This window comes from Priestia sp. TGN 0903, from assembly GCF_050846855.1.
Classification (GTDB): Bacteria; Bacillota; Bacilli; order Bacillales; family Bacillaceae_H; genus Priestia; species Priestia zanthoxyli.
This window is the reverse complement of the sequence record NZ_JBOZGL010000008.1, coordinates 82,009-98,751: the sequence shown is the minus strand read 5'-3', so window position 1 is coordinate 98,751 and position 16,743 is coordinate 82,009. Positions and strand designations below refer to the sequence as shown.

Genomic DNA, 16,743 nt, shown 5'->3' with positions numbered 1-16,743 from the left:
TGTATGATTCTGTTAAGCCTCCACTTTATTTCTTATTTGTTTTCTGTTCCCCCATTTAGTAATAGATGAGAACGTATAAACAATAAGAGCTAACCAAATAAAACTAAAAGCAATAACATGAGCTTTTGTTAGCGATTCATGGTATAGAATGACTCCTGCTAGCAAAGACAAGGTTGGTGAAATATATTGAAGAATACCAAGCATTGATAATGATACTTTTTTAGCACTTTTTGTGAATAATAGGAGTGGTAAAGCTGTAACTACTCCACTGCCCATTAATAAAAGACTTGTTGAAAAAGAATCAAAAAACTGCAAGTGTGATTGAAACGTAAGGTAGCCTATGTATGCTAATGCAATAGGGGAGATGACCATCGTTTCAAGAGTTAATCCAATCGTTGAATCAGCTTTAATCTTTTTCTTTGCCAAACCATATAATCCGAAGGTAACAGCTAAGCTAAGCGAAATCCAAGGAACCACACCATAATGAAGACTAAGCGTTAAGACGCCGATTCCTGCTAGTATAAATGCAAAAATTTGAGCCCCGCTTAATCTCTCTTTTAAGAAAATAACACCTAATAAAACACTTGTTAGGGGATTAATATATTGTCCAAGGCTCGCTTCTACTATTTTTCCATTAATGACAGCCCACATAAAAATGCCCCAATTTGCACTAATAAGTACAGACGCAGTAAAAAGGGACCAGAATAAGGATGGTTTTTTCACTATTTCTTTTATAAACGTAATGTATGTACGCCATTTCTTTGTCATTAATAAAAGAATAAGCATAAAAATAAAAGACCAAAAAACGCGCTGAGCTAAAATCTCACCTGGTGCTACGTGGTGAACCAGCTTCCAATAAATTGGCGTGAGCCCCCACATAAGATAAGAAAGGACCGCATATATCACACCATCTCTGTCGTGATTTAAGTTCATGTGAAACCTTCTTTCTAACATAAGATAAAATCAGTAATAAAAGTCATAGATTAACATAAAAAAGCAGCATAAACGATTATATCACAGAGAAAAACGATTCTTCACATGTTGAATGGCTCAAAAAAGCGCTATGCGCCAGGTCATTGCTTTTCTATGTCTAAAATAAAATCAAATTGCGTGTTTCTAACAAGGTAAGTGCTTACACAAGTGCGTATGATAAGCGTTCCTTCAGCTTATATTCAAGTGGTTATGAAAAACAGTTGATTTCCCCATTATAAACTGTCAAGCTTAGGGAAGAAGAAAATCTTAGAGGAAAGAATATATAGGTGACGAATATGATCGAAATAAAAATGTCTACGATAAGCGACGGAGAATTTAACAGAGGTGTATTTGCTAAGCAAGATATTAAAAAAGGAACGCTTATTCACGAAGCTCCTGTTATCGCTTATCCTAATAAAGAGCATGATTTTATTGAGAAAACAACACTAGCGGATTATGCTTTTGAATATGGAGTGAATCATACGGCTATTCTTTTGGGATACGGTATGCTGTTTAATCACTCGTATACACCCAATGCTACGTATGAAATTAATTTTGACAATCATACCTTTGATTTTTATGCATATACGGATATCCAAGCAGGAGAAGAAATTCTCATCAACTATAATGGAGATGAAGATGATCAAGAGCTCCTTTGGTTTGATCGTGAAGATGAAGAAGAACAAAAGTAAAAAGTTAAGCCCATCGAAAATCGATGGGCTTTTTATTATGCTTTTTTATCTGGATACATAGTAGAGTTCAAACGGATGAATTGGTAAATATGCGTAATAATAACTTTTAAAACGGCATATCCAGGAACGGCTAAAATAATACCGATGATTCCGAATAAGTTTCCGGCGGTTAGAATGACAAAAATGACCGTAATCGGGTGAATATCCAGGCTTCTTCCCATAATTTGCGGAGAGATTACTTTGCCTTCAAGCAATTGAACAACTGCCCAGACAATGGCCAGTTTTACAAGCATGAAAGGAGACGTAATAAACGCAATAATAATGGCTGGAATAATGGCGATAATAGGACCAAGGTAAGGGACAACATTGGTTACCATGGCGATAATCGCTAGAAGTAATGCATAATCTAACCCAATAATCAGATAGCCAATGAAAAGCAGTACACCTATACAAATCGCAACAAAAATTTGCCCGCGAATATATGCGCTTAATGCGTGGTTCATGTCGGCTAAAATGAATTTAGCTTCAGAACGAGAGCGGTTTGGAAGCAGTTTTACAATGTAATTAGGTAAGTTTTTCCCATCTTTTAATAAGTAGAAAAGAATAAAGGGTAAAACGGCAACCGATAATATAATTTCTGTAATGGTGCCGACAAAGTTCACAATACCGCTTGAAAATCCAGAAACATATTTACTCAAGTGTTTTGATGCATCTTTTGAAATCTTATCTAGGTCCGTGTTAGCCGACTGAAGACCTTGTTCGACATATCGGTTATTCGAAAGGTTCGTCACCGCATGCTGAACGTCATGCGTCAGCTCTGGGATATTATCAATAAGACGGTCAACTTGATTTTTTAGAGGCGGAATAACCGATGAAATAATAATGGCTAATGCGCCGATAATCACTATGTATAAAACAAGAATGGAAATAATTCGTTTTACACCTTTTCGTTCTAAAAAGTCAACAAGCGGATTAAATAAATAAAAGCAAATTCCTGCTAAGATAATCGGCAGTGCGATTGTTTTAATAAAAATAGAGATAGGAATTAAAATAAATCCGATTTTTGATAACGAAAAAATAGTCATGCTGAGAATAAAAATAATAATTGTATATACAACAAATTTATTATTTAAGATTTTTTCTCGGAAAAAAGTTCCTTTCTGAGGTCTAGGTTCCAAGCTGTTCAACTCCTTTAAAAAGTAAATGTATAGTTATCATACCCTGATTTAGACTAATTTAAGAGGGTTTTTTACAAAGAAGTGTGCATACTAGTAGAAAATCTTCTAGAAAGAAGGGGTGAAATCATTGAAAGAAGACAAACAGCCCTCGTATCGTGATTTCTCTACAGTAGAAAAAAGCCACGAGTATATAACCGCTGAAGAATTTCCAGACGGTCCCTTCGGCTCTCCGGTTAATCAAAAACTGGGGAAATCTACTTCATGGGAAGAAGGGCAGCGAACGTATAGCGCATTTAATTATGAAAACAAAAACCTTCATGAAAAAGCTCAAAGGTTATTCCCAGGGGCGCACCCTGTACATGATAACCCAAAGGAACATGAACAAAATCCAAGCTAATGTTTTTATTTTTAATGGGAAATGAAGAGCGCTTCTTTCTTGCTTGCATTGATATATGTATAGAATAATGTCTGCCAACTGCGATATCAAAAAGTCTTTGATATGTTTAGTATATGTCGATTTATCTTTTTGTTAAATCATGTTGACAACAAGCAATTTAGCCTGTAATATAAAACGTAACTTATCAATGTTTCTACAGGATTCGACAAAATTTGATTTACTTAAACTTGTGATCTCAACTTCTATTTACAGCTATTAGAGCGCTGTAAGTAGAAGTTTTATTTATGTTATCGATCAAAAAGAAAAAAGCAGGTCTGCTCAAGCAGGCCTGCTTTTTTTATTATTGAACAGCGTCAAATTTATTTACTTTCCACTGAGAATTAGATTTATAGAATGTGACAGTTCGTTTTACACTGCCGCCATCTACAGTTGGAACTGTGAATTCATAAGAGCGAACTGTTGCTGTTTGATACACAAGCTTTGTTTTTGCTTTTGACCACTCTAACATGCTGAATCCGTCGCCGATTGGATGTGCAAGTTTGCCGTTATATGTGATATAGCCGTAATTTGTTAATCCTTTTTCTACTGCACTATTTGTAAATGTCTCAGATAAGTAGCTTGATAGCTCAGCTTTTGTATCAAATTCAGGGCAAAGGTACACGTACTCAGTTCCTTTATATTCAAATGTACGTTCTGTACATGGTTTGTTTTTATAACCGTGCAGAGCACTCCAGAAATGATTGCTGGCACTAGCTGCAATTTTGACAGCATTTGCATCCGTTAGTGTTGAAGATGTTGTTTGTGCTGTAACTCCAGTGCTTAGTGTAAAGAAAATAGCGATTGATGATAAAACTAGTCCAATTTTTTTCATTTCTAACTCACTCCTAATTAATTAACCTTATTTATGTAACGATTATGTGTTTTATATTTCTTTTGTTACATTTATATTACAATAAATCTGTAATAAAAGAAAGTGTTTTGTCTTTTTTTCTTAAATTTTTTTAGATTTTTACTAGTTTCTGAAGTAGATATAGTAAATAAATTGCGGGTAAATGTTGATTTATCAGGATTTTTAAACCGATTTTTCTATTTTATATTCGTTTTGTTACAAATAATCTTTTTTGTAACAAAACTGTAATAAAAGAAGCTGAATACTTTTAGGATACAGAAAAATAAAGATAAAACGGTGAAAAAGCGATTTTAAAAGTTTTTTTCCTTTTTTTGGGCATATTTCTTTTGCGGTTTTGAGCTTTTTAGTAGAGTAGATTAAGAGGAGGCGAAATCATGAAAGTCATTATACATAGTGAGAAAAGCGGTATAGCAGGCATGAATTACAGAGATCTTCAGGAGATGCCCCCTGAAAGAGGAGAAGTAAAAGTAAGGTTAAAAACAGCAGGTTTAAACCGGAGAGATTTATTTGTTATGAATAATCGAGGCAAAGGAGATAAGCCGTTTATTCCCGGTTCAGACGGTGCAGGTATTATAGAAGAAGTGGGAGAAGGCGTAAAAGGTTTAAAAATTGGAATAGAAGTGATCATTAATCCAAGTCTGGAGTGGGATCGTATAGAGGACATTCCGTTTACGCCTAAAATTTTAGGTGGTCCATCGAATGGAACGTTTGCAGAGTATGTAATCATAAAAGCGGATAATGTTGTGCAAAAGCCGCCTTATCTATCTTGGAAACAAGCGGGAGTTCTTTCATTATCAGCTTTAACTGCGTATAGAGCTCTCTTTACAAAAGGGCAGTTAAAAAAAGGAGAACATCTACTTATTCCTGGTATAGGGAGCGGAGTCGCGACTTATGGCTTGTTATTCGCAAAAGCTATCGGAGCTGACGTAACGGTTACTTCTAGAAGTGATGAAAAAAGAAAGCAAGCCCTAGAGTACGGAGCTGATTATGCATTAGACAGTGGAAGTAACCTAAAAGAAGAAATCAACGATAGAAAAGTAGATATCATACTTGATAGTGTGGGGGCAGCTTTATTTCCGACGTATTTTGAAATACTAAAGCCAAATGGAAGAATTGTTAATTTTGGTGCGAGTTCTGGAAATGAAGTTGAATTGCCTCTAAGAACTATTTTTTATCCTCAATTCAATATACTTGGCACATCTATGGGAAGTCAGGAAGAATTTGTGGACATGATGGATTTTATAGAGAAACATCAAATTAAACCAATCGTCGATAGATTCTATCCGCTGTCAGAGGCAGCTGCAGCTTGCGAACGATTAGATAAAGGAAAACAATTTGGCAATATAGGTTTACTTATTTCAGAATAAAAAAATCCCCGGCGCTAACTGGGGACTTTTTTATATAATCAAACGTTTGTTTAAATGAAAGAAACAAGGTAATAACAGGATTTTTAGCAGTTTTTTATCATAACCACCAAGCCAATAAAAAGGTAACAAATCCTCCTAGTATCAAAAATCCCATGCTGTATTTGAGCGTGTATTTAAACAGTTCACCCTCTTTTCCGGCTAAACCTACTGCTCCAGCAGCGACAGCAATTGATTGAGGAGAAAGCATTTTAGCCATCACGCCGCCGGCAGTATTAGCCGCTACGAGAATAATTGGCAAGACATTAATTTGCTGAGCAGTAGTTAGCTGCAAGTTGCCGAACAGCGCATTATTCGATACGACAGACCCCGTTAGAAATACGCCAATCCAGCCAAGAAATGGAGATAAAAATGGAAAATAAGCAGCTGATGTAGCGAGTGCCAATCCAAGTGTAGAGGACTGTCCTGAATAATTTGAAATAAAAGCAAAAGCAATGACCATCATAATCGTCATAATAGGTCTTGATAGTTCTTTTACGGTTTCCAAAAGAGTGGTCCATGCCACTTTTGCCGATACGTTAAGCAAGAAAACTGAAAGGATACAAGCGATAAGAATTGCCGTACCTGTTGCTGCAAATAAGTCTATTTTTAAGACAGCAGCGTAAGGCGTAGGATCTTTTACTAAAGGCGCTGCTTTAATTACGTGATTGTGTAAAAATGGGACGTTAATAAGCAGGTTCAGATGTTCAAGCGCCGTTTTGACAAAAGAAATGCTCCAAGCCGTAACGAGTATCGTTAATAGAATAAAAGGAGACCAAGCCTTTAAAATTTGTTTTGGTGACAGGCTGAAGCTTTTAGCTGCTGCCGGGCTTGTTCTTTTAATATAAAAAGCAAGAGCAAGCAAACTCACAATAGAAGATGTGATATTTGGAAGTTCAGGGCCGATGTATGTAACAGTTAAATACTGCGTCAGTGCATAGGAAATGGCTGTGATGCTCGTTGCTTTCCATACGTCTTTTAATCCTTTTATCCCATCCATAATAAAGACCAGTAAAAAAGGGATAAGAAAAGAAATAATCGGAAGCTGCGTGCCAAGAAAATGAGCAATTTCTTTTGGATCAATGCCAGATACTTGTCCTGCGACAATGACAGGAATCCCCATGGCGCCAAAAGCTCCTGAAGCTGTATTAGCAATTAAGCATAGCGCCGCTGCTTTTAACGGTTTGAATCCAAGTCCAACTAGAAGCGCTGCTGTAATGGCAATTGGAGCTCCAAATCCTGCTGCTCCTTCTAAAAAAGCATTAAAGGAAAAAGCAACAAGCAGCATTTGCAAGCGGGGGTCATCGGTTATTGAAATAATAGATTGCCTAATGGTAGTAAACTGTCCGCTTTTGACAGTTAGCTTGTATAAGAACACCGCGCCGATAATAATATAGCTGATGGGCCAAAGTGCATACAAAAACCCATAGCCTGTGGCTCCTAAGACCATTGAGGCAGGCATATCATAAAAATAAATAGCAATAATCATAGAAAGAAGTACCGTAATACCAGCAGCAATGTGTCCTTTTAATTTCAAAAGAGTTAAAGCAATAAAGAAAAAGATGATGGGGATGAGTGCAATTAGTGCAGAAAGCCAAATATTATTTAACGGATTATATACTTGAGTCCACGTCATATTCATACACCTCTACTACATATTTAAAACAAGGGAGCGGGGGAGTCCCCCGCAAAAATCTTTTGATGTTACACAAAAGCTCTGTCGCGAGTTTGCTTAAGAATGCTAGCAGAGTGCTCGAGCTGCTGCTGTTCGTGAGGAGTTAAATTCAATTCAATAATTTGGCGCACGCCGTTTTTATTAATGATAGCCGGCACGCCGATATACACATCAGAAATACCGTATTGTCCTTCTAATAAAGCAGATACCGTTAAAATAGAATTTTCATCATCTAAAATAGCCTTGGTTATGCGTACAAGTCCCATCGCAATTCCGTAATAAGTCGCTCCTTTTCGATTAATAATATGGTAAGCCGCATCGCGTGTTTGTTCGAATAGATGCTGCATATCCGGCTCTTTTTCAATAGCAGCAGTATTGATAAAATGTTCGAGCTTCACACCGCCAATTTGCGCGTGGCTCCAAACAGGAAATTCCGTATCTCCATGTTCCCCCATAATATAAGCGTGGACGTTGCGAGAATCTACTTCGAAATAGTCGCTTAACAAGTAGCGGAAGCGAGCTGTGTCAAGAATCGTTCCTGAACCAATTACTCGTTCGTTTGGTAATCCTGATACTTTTTGTGTAACGTGTGCGAGAATATCAACTGGATTTGTTGCCACTAAAATGATGCCGTCAAATCCGCTGTTCATAATATCTTTTACAATGCATTCAAAAATTTTAACGTTTTTTTCAACTAGATCTAAGCGCGTTTCCCCTGGAGCTTGATTAGCGCCCGCTGTAATAACTACTAAATCAGCATCAGCGCAGTCTTTATAATCTCCAGCCCAGATTTTCATCGGTGTGGCAAATGGCATTCCATGATTGATATCGCGTGCTTCGCCTTCTGCTTTTTCTTTGTTCATATCGATTAACACTAATTCATTGGCAATACCTTGATTCACCATTGAAAAAGCGTAGCTTGAGCCAACAAAACCAGTTCCGATAACGGCAACTTTTCGTGTCTTTGGTGTAAATTGTGTTTTCATTTGTATCATCCTTTGAATTTTATTTTGTGATATTTTTCACAATGTTAGTGTAACAAGAATAAATACCCTCGGCTGTGATAAAAATCACACCCTTAAAAAAATAGTAAACAATTTTACAGGGCGATTTAAAAAAGGGTTCTTCTACATGAAGTGCCACATTTAGAAAGATCTTAAACGTTTAAAGTGTTGAGTAAAGGCAACTTGTTTTGCAGAAAGCTAAAGAGTTTAACATTCTCTATTTGTATGTTAACAGCCAATAATGTTTCTATAGACCCACACGAAATCCATTTGTTACACTAAGTTTGCTTATTTTGAATAAAGGAGTGGAAGGGATGGAGAACTACTATGAGCAAGCCCAAAAAGGCGCTTGGGTTAGTATCTTATCATATATCTTTTTATCAGCATGTAAACTTATTATTGCGGGTGTCACCGCTTCCTCTGCTTTAAAAGCCGACGGTCTTAATAATGTTACAGATATTATTGCATCAATTGCCGTCTTAGTCGGCTTAAAAATCTCTAAAAAACCTCGCGATAATGATCATCCCTATGGACATTCCAGAGCGGAACATATCTCTTCACTTATTGCTTCTTTTATCATGATGGTCATCGGACTAGAAGTATTGGTCGACGCGGGTCAGTCATTATTTATGGACAAATCTGAAGCGCCTAATTTACTGGCTGCTTGGGTAGGTCTTGGAGCGGCTGCTGTTATGGGTGGTGTCTACCGGTATAATATTAAGCTTGCTAAAAAACTTGATAGCCAGTCTTTATATGCGGTTGCTAAAGATAATTTGTCTGATGCACTTGTGAGTATAGGGGCTGTTGTGGGAATTTTCGGCTCACAATTCGGCCTGCCCTGGCTGGACGTGGTAGCTGCTTTTGCTGTGGGAATTATTATTTGTAAAACAGCCATCGAGATTTTTAAAGAAGCGGCTCACTCCTTAACGGACGGATTTGATGAAGAAAAGTTAGGGCACTACAAAGAAAGCATTGGGCTTGTAGAAGGTGTAAAAGAAGTAGAAGATGTGAAAGCGCGCAAGCTTGGTAATCAAGTCGTGATTGATGTAACTGTTAAAGTAGATCCCTATTTAAATGTTATTAAAAGCCATGAAATTGCTGATCAAATTGAACATATGATGAACGATGAGCATCAGATTAAAGATACGCTTGTTCATATTGAACCTGATGCATACGAAAAGCAAAAATAAAACCAGCACGTTCTTTCGTTATGAAAGGATGGGCTGGTTTTATTTTTGGAGAAATTTGAAATAAATCACAAAAACTTCTTCAAAAATGAAAATGAAAAGCCGTTATTAGTAATATAAAGATTTTTGTAGAAGGGTGAGGGAATGAAGAGGTTAAGTGCAAAGCTCGTAGTATTTTTTAGTATTTTTATAGCTATTTTATTATTAGTTGTTTCAGGGGCTGTTTATCAATTTACCAAAACACAAATAGAAAAAGATGTAGAGATTCAGTCTCAAAGTCAAGTGAAAGAGTTAAAAGAAACGATTCATACGTACTTAGACATGTATAGTCGTTCTTTGCTGACGTACAGTGAGAACGATGTAATCGTTAATTTTGTTAAGCAGGAAGGAAATGAAACAAATCAAGAGAAAAATCCTTATTTTACATGGAATACGGTTCAAAAAGAGTTTACGCAGTTTAAAGAAAAATATCCGAACCTGGCACTTGAATACATAGGCACAAAAAATAAAGGAATGTATTCTGTTCCTAAGCAAGAGTACGGATCAGGTTATGACCCGACTTCAAGAGTTTGGTACAAACAAGCAGTGGCATTACCTGATCAAGTAATTTATACGGATCCATATGAAGATGCAGCAACAAAAAAGACGGTTGTGACGATTGCAAAGGCTATTTTAGATCCAGATACTAAAAAGGTGCTGGGTGTTATAGCTACTGATTTAGACTTAGATGCATTAAAAAACATTGTAGGTAAGGCAGAAGTAAATCACGGTGGGTATGCATTTTTATTTGATCAAAATGGCACAGCGCTCGTCCATCCAACAGAATCTGGAAAAAATTTAATGAATCAGCCATTTATGAAAAAAATGTACGAAGCAGACCGAAATAGAGATTTCATGAAGTATACCTTTCAAGGTGAAGAGAGAGTGATGGCATATGATACTCTCGAAGGAACGAATTGGAAGATAGGAAATGCCTTTATTTATAATGAAATGCTCTCAAGCGCTCATCATTTACTGACTGTTATTGTCTGGATTGCGTTAATTGGCATCTTATTATCAGTGGTGTTAACCATCTTTTTCTCAAGAATCATTACTAATCCAATTCGCCGCTTGAAAAACGAAGTAGCCAAAGTAACAGCTGGCGATTTAACAGTTCAGGTGAAGACGAAATCAAAAGATGAAATTGGTGAGCTTACTCATTTATTTAACGACATGGTAGCTAAAATGAAAACATTGATTGGCACGGTTCAGACGTCTGTTGAGACAGTAAAAACGTCCGTTGAAGACTTGAGTGCTGTATCTGAAGAAGCAACTGCATCCAGTGAAGAAATTGGCCGGGCTATCCATGAAATTGCCAGCGGCGCCACGCAGCAGGCTTCTGATGCTGACTCTACTAATCACAAAACGATGAGTTTATCTTCGCAAATTGAAGAAGTCATTGAACAAAATGCCCAGATTAATAAAATGACGATTGAAGCTGTAACCATCAATGAAAAAGGTTTAAAACAAATGCAGCTGCTTCGCAACCAAACTACTGAATCGTCTCAAACGATTCACGCTGTTCAAACTGTAATGGAAGAATTAACAAGTAAGATGAAAGAAATTGAATCTATTATTTTTACGATTAATAGTATTTCAGATCAGACAAATTTACTTGCACTAAATGCTAGTATTGAAGCAGCACGCGCAGGAGAACATGGCAAAGGATTTGCGGTAGTAGCTGAAGAGGTGCGAAAGCTTGCTGAACAGTCCTCTCAGGCTACTGAACAAGTTCGCCACACGATTGCAGCGATTCAAGGGGAAGTCGCAGCTGCGCGTGAAGAATGCAACCGGACAGAAGAGCTTTCAAAGTCTCAAGATTTTGTCGTAGGAGATACAGAACAAGCTTTTCATGAAATTGCAACCACGATTGAACAAGTGGCGGCGGCTGTCGAACATGTGACAAGCAGCATGGACAGTATTGATGAGCATAAGGAAGACGTGGTAGCGGCCATTCAAAGCATAGCAGCTATTGCACAGCAATCAGCTGCGGGAACTGAAGAAATTACGGCTTCTACAGAAGAACAAATTAGAGCTATTTCTACTGTTTCTCAATCGGCTGAACATCTGCAAGAGATTAGTGAAGAATTAGCGAACTTGATTCGTCAATTTAAAATTAAATAAAAAAGAGCGCCAATAACATATTGGCGCTCTTTTTTATTTAATAGGAAAACAAGTTGCTGTACGGTAAAAAAACCTGCTGATCAGGAGGTGCAACAGCTGACACGCGCTGATGTGTAAACGGGTGTATAAAAGAAAGCTTAATGGCATGTAAAGCTTGCTGCTGATCTTTTAATCTCTTTCCGCCATAAAGCGTATCACCAAGTAATGGATGGCCGATGTGACTCATATGAACACGTATTTGGTGAGTGCGTCCGGTCTCGAGCGAAAGTTCAATAAGCGTTTCATTTTTTGCCATATTGCGCTTTAACACGCGATAAGATGTTTTGGCAGCTTGTCCCGTTCTAGATACTCTTCTTCTCGTAGCGTGATGGCGATCGCGTCCAATAGGTTCATTAACGATTCCTTGCTCTTGTTTCATGAGTCCTTGGACAAGAGCAACATAAGTCCGGTTAATTTTACGTTCAGCCAGCAGCTGGTCAAACACAGAGCTTGCTACAAAATGCTTCGTGAATAAGATAGCACCTGATGTATCGCTGTCCAAACGGTGAACGTGTCTAGGCTTTGTTTTGAGGCCTATTTTTTGAAAATAAGCAGCTACAGCATTTAAAAGAGTTTTTTGGTCCTGCTCTGATGAAGGATGAGTATTTAGGTTTATTGGTTTGTTTACAATTAGCACGTGTTCATCTTCAAACAAAATCTCTATATTAACATTGTAAGGTGTTATTTCATCAGGTTCTGCTTCAAAAAAAGGGAGTGACACTCTATCATTTTCCTTAAGAGTGTTCCTCCATGGTAAAGGTTCACCGTTTATAAGCACATTTTTATTCATCCGAAACTGATGCAGCGTTTTTTTAGGAATACGCCATTTCGTTTTTAAATAATCTTCAATTGTTTGCCCTGCATCATTTTTTGCAATTTTATCTTCTAGCCATTGGCCGTGTATACTCATATTTAATCCCTTCCTTACATACTAGTAAATATCATTTAATCTTTAAAAAGAACTTGTAAATAATTAGGAGGAAATAACTACCTGAAGTTCTCGTTTTATGTTTATGTTATGCTAAATAAAGAGACATAAGTTAAGAGAAAAAAGGGGGGGTAACCATGAAAATTGCCCAAGCAGCTCCGCCAGAAATGGAGAAATACATAGAAGAGTTGACTGAACAGCTTCGCTATGATTTGTTACCTCGGTATGTATCTGTAGATAAGCTTAATCCTGATGAATTATTAAATCCAGATTATTGTACAGACCATTTATATAATGGCTTACTCGATGAAGCATTGCAAGTCATTAGTAGCCTTCAGACAATAATTGCCGTAATTGAAGCGATTCAACATCGGCCGATTGAAGAAAGCGACTGCGAGCAATTCGAAAAAAATATTGCAATTTTAAAAAAATACGGGTTTTTATTTCCTGTTTCCATTGAGTGTTTTGCAAAAGAAAACAATTTGATTACGTATTCGTATGAATCGTTTTATAATTCATACATAAATTAAAGAGGCTGGGAGAAAAGTATTTTAGCCTAAGTGAAAAACGAACTATTGATCAGCAAGTTTGATGAGTGGTTCGTTTTTTTTTTTATGGTGAATACAACTTCATCTGTTTCGTCCTTCCAGCAGTTGATTGAAGGGCAAGGCGAAGACTCCCGCGGAAAGCGAAGCCTTGCATGGAAATCAACGGCGGTGTCATAAGCGGTTCAGTTCATGTATCTCATTTGTTCGTCTTTAGGTTGGATTCATTTAGTTCTGTACCGGCCTCTTTTTAATCATATATTTCAGACTTCTATTGGACATTCAAAAAGAGCTTGTGATATGGTCAAACTTGTATAAATCCATCAAAAAATAAATAGGAGCGAAAACATGACAAAAGCAAAATTATGTTTTATTGGTGCAGGCTTTCACGCATCAACGAACATTTACCCCTCTGTTATTGAAGCGGGAGCAGAAATTAAAGCAATTTCCACACGCAGTATCGAAAGATCAAAAACTGCTCTTCAACGATTTGGGAGCAGCGGTACGCCGTACGATGATTATAAGAAAATGCTAAAGCAAGAAAAGTGCGATGGAGTAGTGGTTGTGGCACAGCCTGAAGATCATCCTGCTTTGGTGCTGGATTGCATTCGAGCAGGACAAAATGTTTATGTGGACAAGCCTTTGGGGATGAATAAAAGAGAAGCAAAAGAGATTTCAGATGCTGCTAAGCAAGCTGGCGTAAAAGTTATGGTAGGTTTTATGAAGCGCTATGCGCCTTGTTATATGAAGTTAAAAGAATTAATTGAAGAAGGTAGCCTAGGAAGTGTCCGTTCATTTCAAGCAAGATTTGCTGTAGACAGTACCCCTTTTTGTAAAGATGAAGAGCAGTTTATGAAGCTTGCTGCCATACATATTGTTGATCTCGTCCGTCACTTGTTCGGCGAAGTCGTTCACGTGACAGGGTTCAGAAATAATCATGGTGAATATATTTCAAATAGTATTTCGCTGAAGTTTGACAATGGCACTGTAGGGAGCCTGTATTTTACTGGCATGACAGCATGGTCTCGAGAAAGTGAAAACTTATTAGTGACATTTGACGATGGCTTTGCTTTTGTTGACGAAATAAATTCATTAACTATTCACGAATCCCAGACTTTTGATGAATTACCGTGGAAATCATTAAAAGAAAACGATCGTGTGTTTACACCTTCTGCTTCACCGATGTCGGGAGCTTACCGAGATCTTTACCTTCGTGGTTTTGTTGGAGAGATGGCTCATTTTATTGAGTGTTGTACAAATGACCAAGAACCTCTTTCCAGTGGGAGCGACAATGTAAAAACGATGAGATTATGTGATCAAATACTGTCATCTTTAATGTAAAGAAAGCTTTAAAGAAAAGAATGTACGATGAATAGCTTACTGTAAATTATGTAAATCATACTAAATAATGTTATGATTAGACAGGTCGTATAAACGAAAGCATTTACCTTTCATAAGATTACAAAACGTTTCAATCTTATTACATATGTTTAAAATTAGCCTAAATGGTTTCTTTTTACGCCTATATCATATACAATGCCCCCTAGATGATTTTTTCGAATAGCTAATAATCGTTTGGGATTATGAAAGGAGATTAATCATGAGAAAACTGATGTATACATTGCTCATTGGGTTAATTGCTGCAGCTTTAACAGCTTGTGGTTCAAACGATGATGCAAAGCAATCAAAGAACGATGATCAAAAAACTGCACAAACTGAGAAGCAAAAAGAGGCTCAGGAAAAGCAGGAAAAGCAAGCAAAAGAAATGCAGAAGAAATTAGATAAACAAAAAGTAGATGAAAAGAAAACCGTAGCAGTTGTAAACGGTAAAAAAGTTTCGGGTGAAGAATATAATGCAGCCCTGGCTACATCACAAAATCAGTACCAACAAATGGGACAAGACCCAACTTCTAAAGAAGCAGCTAAACAAGTAAAGCAGCAAACAATTGACAATTTAGTAGGTCAAACGCTGCTATTGCAAGAAGCTGAAAACAAAGGCTATAAAGCAACTGATGAAGAAGTAAATAAAAAGTTAAAAGAAACGAAAAAGCAGTTCAAAACAGATAAACAGTTCAAAGCGGCTTTAAAAGATGCAGGAATCACTCAATCACAATTAAAGTCTGAGCTGGCTGACAGCATTAAATATCAGCAGTACGTAGATAAAGATATCCAAACACCTGAAGTAACAGATAAGGAAATTCAAGATTATTACGATCAATTTGCAAAACAAAGCCAAAGTCAAGCAAGCGGCAGTAAAGAACAATCTCAAATGCCAAAGCTTGAAGACGTAAAGCCTCAAATTAAGCAGCAGCTTGAACAACAAAAGAAACAAGAAGCATTACAGAAAAAAGTTGAAGAACTTAAGAAAAATGCAAAAGTTGAAGTGAAGCTTTAAATACAAATGAAACGGCCCTTTAAAGGGCCGTTTTTTTGTTATGTACATTTATTGCTTCTTGTCAGTAAAAAGGGGTGCGTGAAAGATTTTAATGTATTTTGACTTATAAGGTGAAAAGTGTTCTGATGGTTTGCCTTTCATCCTATACTTTTCTTATATAGATATAAGAGAAATTGGGGGAGTCGATAAATGAAAAAGGTGGCTGTTTTTTTTGTTGGGCTTGTTTTTTTACTCGCAGGGATGGGTCTGACAGGCAATGCTTCTGCGGCGTCAAATCAACTTATTATCATTAATAAATCTACTAACACCCTTGCTTTTTATAATGGAGGAAAATTAGTAAAGACGTTCAAAGTTGCGACAGGGAGGCAGATGAGTTATACACCAGAGGGTACTTTTAGCATTGTGAATAAAATTAAAAACCGGCCTTATTATAAAGACAACATTCGGGGAGGAGATCCTAGGAATCCACTAGGTGATCGCTGGCTAGGATTAAATGCGCGCGGAACTTATGGCACCACGTACGCTATTCATGGAAATAATAATCCAATTTCTATCGGAACCTACGCAAGTTCAGGGTGCATTCGTATGTATGATGAAGAGGTACGCTGGCTGTTTGACCGCGTTCAAACCGGTACAAAAGTGGTTATTGGTCAATTTCATTCTCAAAGTTTTGATTCAATCGCTATGAAAAACAAATACAAAATAAGCAGTACTCCAGTTGCCCAGAATCTTTGTAAAACGAAAAAGCTCTCAAAAGGCCAAATTGGTTTTGTAACGATTCAATCACCGATGGTTTTGTTAAAAGAAGAACAAGGAAAATGGGTAAAGATTCGTACGTTAAATCGCGGTGAACGTTATAATGTATATAAAATAGATGGCATTAAAGTCTCTTTAGGACCAGGATTTATTGAAAATTATCCTAATAAAAAAACATCCATAAAATTAGATATTTGCAAATAGAAAATGAGGCTGGGACAAAAGTATTTTAGCCTAAGTGAAAAACGAACCATTGATCAGAATTTTGATTCTTGGTTCGTTTTTTTATTATGGTGAACGCCGGTTTCATTCCTTCTAGCAGTTGATGGGAGGGTGAAGACTCCTACGGCCGCCCGCGGAAAGCGAAGTCTTGCACGGAAGTCAACAGTGGTGTCACAAGCTAATGTATCTATTTGTTCGTCTTTAGATTGGATTTATTTCGTTATGTCTCACCCTCATTTTTTGAATTTTTAATAATGTTTATTATAATAAAAAACAG

17 protein-coding genes are annotated in these 16,743 nt (G+C 37.0%); 11 read left to right on the top strand and 6 right to left on the bottom strand.

Features of this window, described 5'->3' with window-relative positions:
• Positions 1-12: 12 nt before the first annotated feature.
• Entirely contained in the window at positions 13-933 is a 921-nt protein-coding gene (gene rarD, locus ACRPLY_RS22755; RefSeq protein ID WP_033580677.1) for an EamA family transporter RarD, read from the bottom strand.
• A 335-nt stretch (positions 934-1,268) separates the two neighbouring features.
• Between rarD and ACRPLY_RS22750 the strand changes: the two genes are divergently transcribed.
• Complete coding sequence (locus tag ACRPLY_RS22750; RefSeq protein WP_028414329.1) at positions 1,269-1,664, top strand: SET domain-containing protein; 396 nt, start codon at positions 1,269-1,271, stop codon at positions 1,662-1,664.
• A gap of 35 nt (positions 1,665-1,699) precedes the next feature.
• Here the strand turns inward: ACRPLY_RS22750 and ACRPLY_RS22745 are convergent, their stop codons facing one another.
• The gene (locus ACRPLY_RS22745) at positions 1,700-2,842 is read right to left on the bottom strand and encodes an AI-2E family transporter (protein ID WP_013081622.1); all 1,143 of its coding nucleotides are present in this window, start codon (positions 2,840-2,842) and stop codon (positions 1,700-1,702) included.
• 127 nt (positions 2,843-2,969) lie between these two features.
• On the opposite strand from ACRPLY_RS22745, the gene ACRPLY_RS22740 reads away from it, so the two are divergent.
• On the top strand, positions 2,970-3,239 hold the full coding sequence (locus ACRPLY_RS22740) for a hypothetical protein (RefSeq protein ID WP_028414328.1): 270 nt from the start codon (positions 2,970-2,972) through the stop codon (positions 3,237-3,239).
• Between the two features lie 340 nt (positions 3,240-3,579).
• On the opposite strand, the gene ACRPLY_RS22735 is transcribed toward ACRPLY_RS22740, so the two are convergent.
• Positions 3,580-4,110 (bottom strand): IseA DL-endopeptidase inhibitor family protein, encoded by a 531-nt coding sequence (locus tag ACRPLY_RS22735; RefSeq protein ID WP_033580675.1) that lies wholly within the window; start codon positions 4,108-4,110, stop codon positions 3,580-3,582.
• 413 nt (positions 4,111-4,523) lie between these two features.
• Between ACRPLY_RS22735 and ACRPLY_RS22730 the strand changes: the two genes are divergently transcribed.
• Positions 4,524-5,516: a zinc-binding dehydrogenase gene (locus ACRPLY_RS22730; protein ID WP_154974264.1), complete on the top strand. Its 993-nt coding sequence runs from the start codon at positions 4,524-4,526 to the stop codon at positions 5,514-5,516.
• Between the two features lie 97 nt (positions 5,517-5,613).
• Here ACRPLY_RS22730 and ACRPLY_RS22725 read toward each other — a convergent pair whose 3' ends face one another.
• Positions 5,614-7,194, bottom strand: coding sequence for a lactate permease LctP family transporter (locus tag ACRPLY_RS22725; protein ID WP_033580673.1), 1,581 nt, complete (start codon positions 7,192-7,194; stop codon positions 5,614-5,616).
• A gap of 62 nt (positions 7,195-7,256) precedes the next feature.
• Positions 7,257-8,213 (bottom strand): L-lactate dehydrogenase, encoded by a 957-nt coding sequence (locus ACRPLY_RS22720; protein WP_013081626.1) that lies wholly within the window; start codon positions 8,211-8,213, stop codon positions 7,257-7,259.
• Positions 8,214-8,545: 332 nt separating this feature from the next.
• On the opposite strand from ACRPLY_RS22720, the gene ACRPLY_RS22715 reads away from it, so the two are divergent.
• On the top strand, positions 8,546-9,421 hold the full coding sequence (locus ACRPLY_RS22715; RefSeq protein WP_432232121.1) for a cation diffusion facilitator family transporter: 876 nt from the start codon (positions 8,546-8,548) through the stop codon (positions 9,419-9,421).
• Positions 9,422-9,562: 141 nt separating this feature from the next.
• Entirely contained in the window at positions 9,563-11,581 is a 2,019-nt protein-coding gene (locus ACRPLY_RS22710) for a methyl-accepting chemotaxis protein (RefSeq protein ID WP_432232120.1), read from the top strand.
• 37 nt (positions 11,582-11,618) lie between these two features.
• Here the strand turns inward: ACRPLY_RS22710 and ACRPLY_RS22705 are convergent, their stop codons facing one another.
• Complete coding sequence (locus ACRPLY_RS22705; protein ID WP_047751693.1) at positions 11,619-12,530, bottom strand: RluA family pseudouridine synthase; 912 nt, start codon at positions 12,528-12,530, stop codon at positions 11,619-11,621.
• A gap of 155 nt (positions 12,531-12,685) precedes the next feature.
• On the opposite strand from ACRPLY_RS22705, the gene ACRPLY_RS22700 reads away from it, so the two are divergent.
• The 6 genes from ACRPLY_RS22700 to ACRPLY_RS22675 all read left to right on the top strand — a co-directional run bounded on the left by ACRPLY_RS22700 (position 12,686) and on the right by ACRPLY_RS22675 (position 16,718).
• A complete protein-coding gene (locus ACRPLY_RS22700) occupies positions 12,686-13,078 on the top strand; it encodes a DUF5365 family protein (protein WP_325077418.1) in 393 nt (130 codons plus the stop codon).
• Positions 13,079-13,108: 30 nt separating this feature from the next.
• Positions 13,109-13,273, top strand: coding sequence for a hypothetical protein (locus ACRPLY_RS22695; protein ID WP_224980780.1), 165 nt, complete (start codon positions 13,109-13,111; stop codon positions 13,271-13,273).
• A 168-nt stretch (positions 13,274-13,441) separates the two neighbouring features.
• Positions 13,442-14,434, top strand: coding sequence for a Gfo/Idh/MocA family protein (locus ACRPLY_RS22690; protein WP_154974271.1), 993 nt, complete (start codon positions 13,442-13,444; stop codon positions 14,432-14,434).
• A gap of 259 nt (positions 14,435-14,693) precedes the next feature.
• On the top strand, positions 14,694-15,488 hold the full coding sequence (locus ACRPLY_RS22685) for a SurA N-terminal domain-containing protein (RefSeq protein ID WP_033580669.1): 795 nt from the start codon (positions 14,694-14,696) through the stop codon (positions 15,486-15,488).
• 189 nt (positions 15,489-15,677) lie between these two features.
• The gene (locus tag ACRPLY_RS22680) at positions 15,678-16,448 is read left to right on the top strand and encodes a L,D-transpeptidase (protein ID WP_325077417.1); all 771 of its coding nucleotides are present in this window, start codon (positions 15,678-15,680) and stop codon (positions 16,446-16,448) included.
• Between the two features lie 129 nt (positions 16,449-16,577).
• Positions 16,578-16,718: a hypothetical protein gene (locus ACRPLY_RS22675; RefSeq protein ID WP_204247882.1), complete on the top strand. Its 141-nt coding sequence runs from the start codon at positions 16,578-16,580 to the stop codon at positions 16,716-16,718.
• Positions 16,719-16,743 lie beyond the last annotated feature (25 nt).

Bases quoted from the DNA above. Each gene is read 5' to 3' on its own strand.
- ACRPLY_RS22720 (WP_013081626.1), bottom strand. From the start codon at position 8,213: ATGAAAACACAATTTACACCAAAGACACGAAAAGTTGCCGTTATCGGA.
- ACRPLY_RS22680 (WP_325077417.1), top strand. From the start codon at position 15,678: ATGAAAAAGGTGGCTGTTTTTTTTGTTGGGCTTGTTTTTTTACTCGCA.
- ACRPLY_RS22705 (WP_047751693.1), bottom strand. From the start codon at position 12,530: ATGAGTATACACGGCCAATGGCTAGAAGATAAAATTGCAAAAAATGAT.
- ACRPLY_RS22735 (WP_033580675.1), bottom strand. From the start codon at position 4,110: ATGAAAAAAATTGGACTAGTTTTATCATCAATCGCTATTTTCTTTACA.
- ACRPLY_RS22715 (WP_432232121.1), top strand. From the start codon at position 8,546: ATGGAGAACTACTATGAGCAAGCCCAAAAAGGCGCTTGGGTTAGTATC.
- ACRPLY_RS22685 (WP_033580669.1), top strand. From the start codon at position 14,694: ATGAGAAAACTGATGTATACATTGCTCATTGGGTTAATTGCTGCAGCT.
- ACRPLY_RS22690 (WP_154974271.1), top strand. From the start codon at position 13,442: ATGACAAAAGCAAAATTATGTTTTATTGGTGCAGGCTTTCACGCATCA.
- rarD (WP_033580677.1), bottom strand. From the start codon at position 933: ATGAACTTAAATCACGACAGAGATGGTGTGATATATGCGGTCCTTTCT.
- ACRPLY_RS22725 (WP_033580673.1), bottom strand. From the start codon at position 7,194: ATGAATATGACGTGGACTCAAGTATATAATCCGTTAAATAATATTTGG.
- ACRPLY_RS22750 (WP_028414329.1), top strand. From the start codon at position 1,269: ATGATCGAAATAAAAATGTCTACGATAAGCGACGGAGAATTTAACAGA.
- ACRPLY_RS22710 (WP_432232120.1), top strand. From the start codon at position 9,563: ATGAAGAGGTTAAGTGCAAAGCTCGTAGTATTTTTTAGTATTTTTATA.
- ACRPLY_RS22700 (WP_325077418.1), top strand. From the start codon at position 12,686: ATGAAAATTGCCCAAGCAGCTCCGCCAGAAATGGAGAAATACATAGAA.
- ACRPLY_RS22730 (WP_154974264.1), top strand. From the start codon at position 4,524: ATGAAAGTCATTATACATAGTGAGAAAAGCGGTATAGCAGGCATGAAT.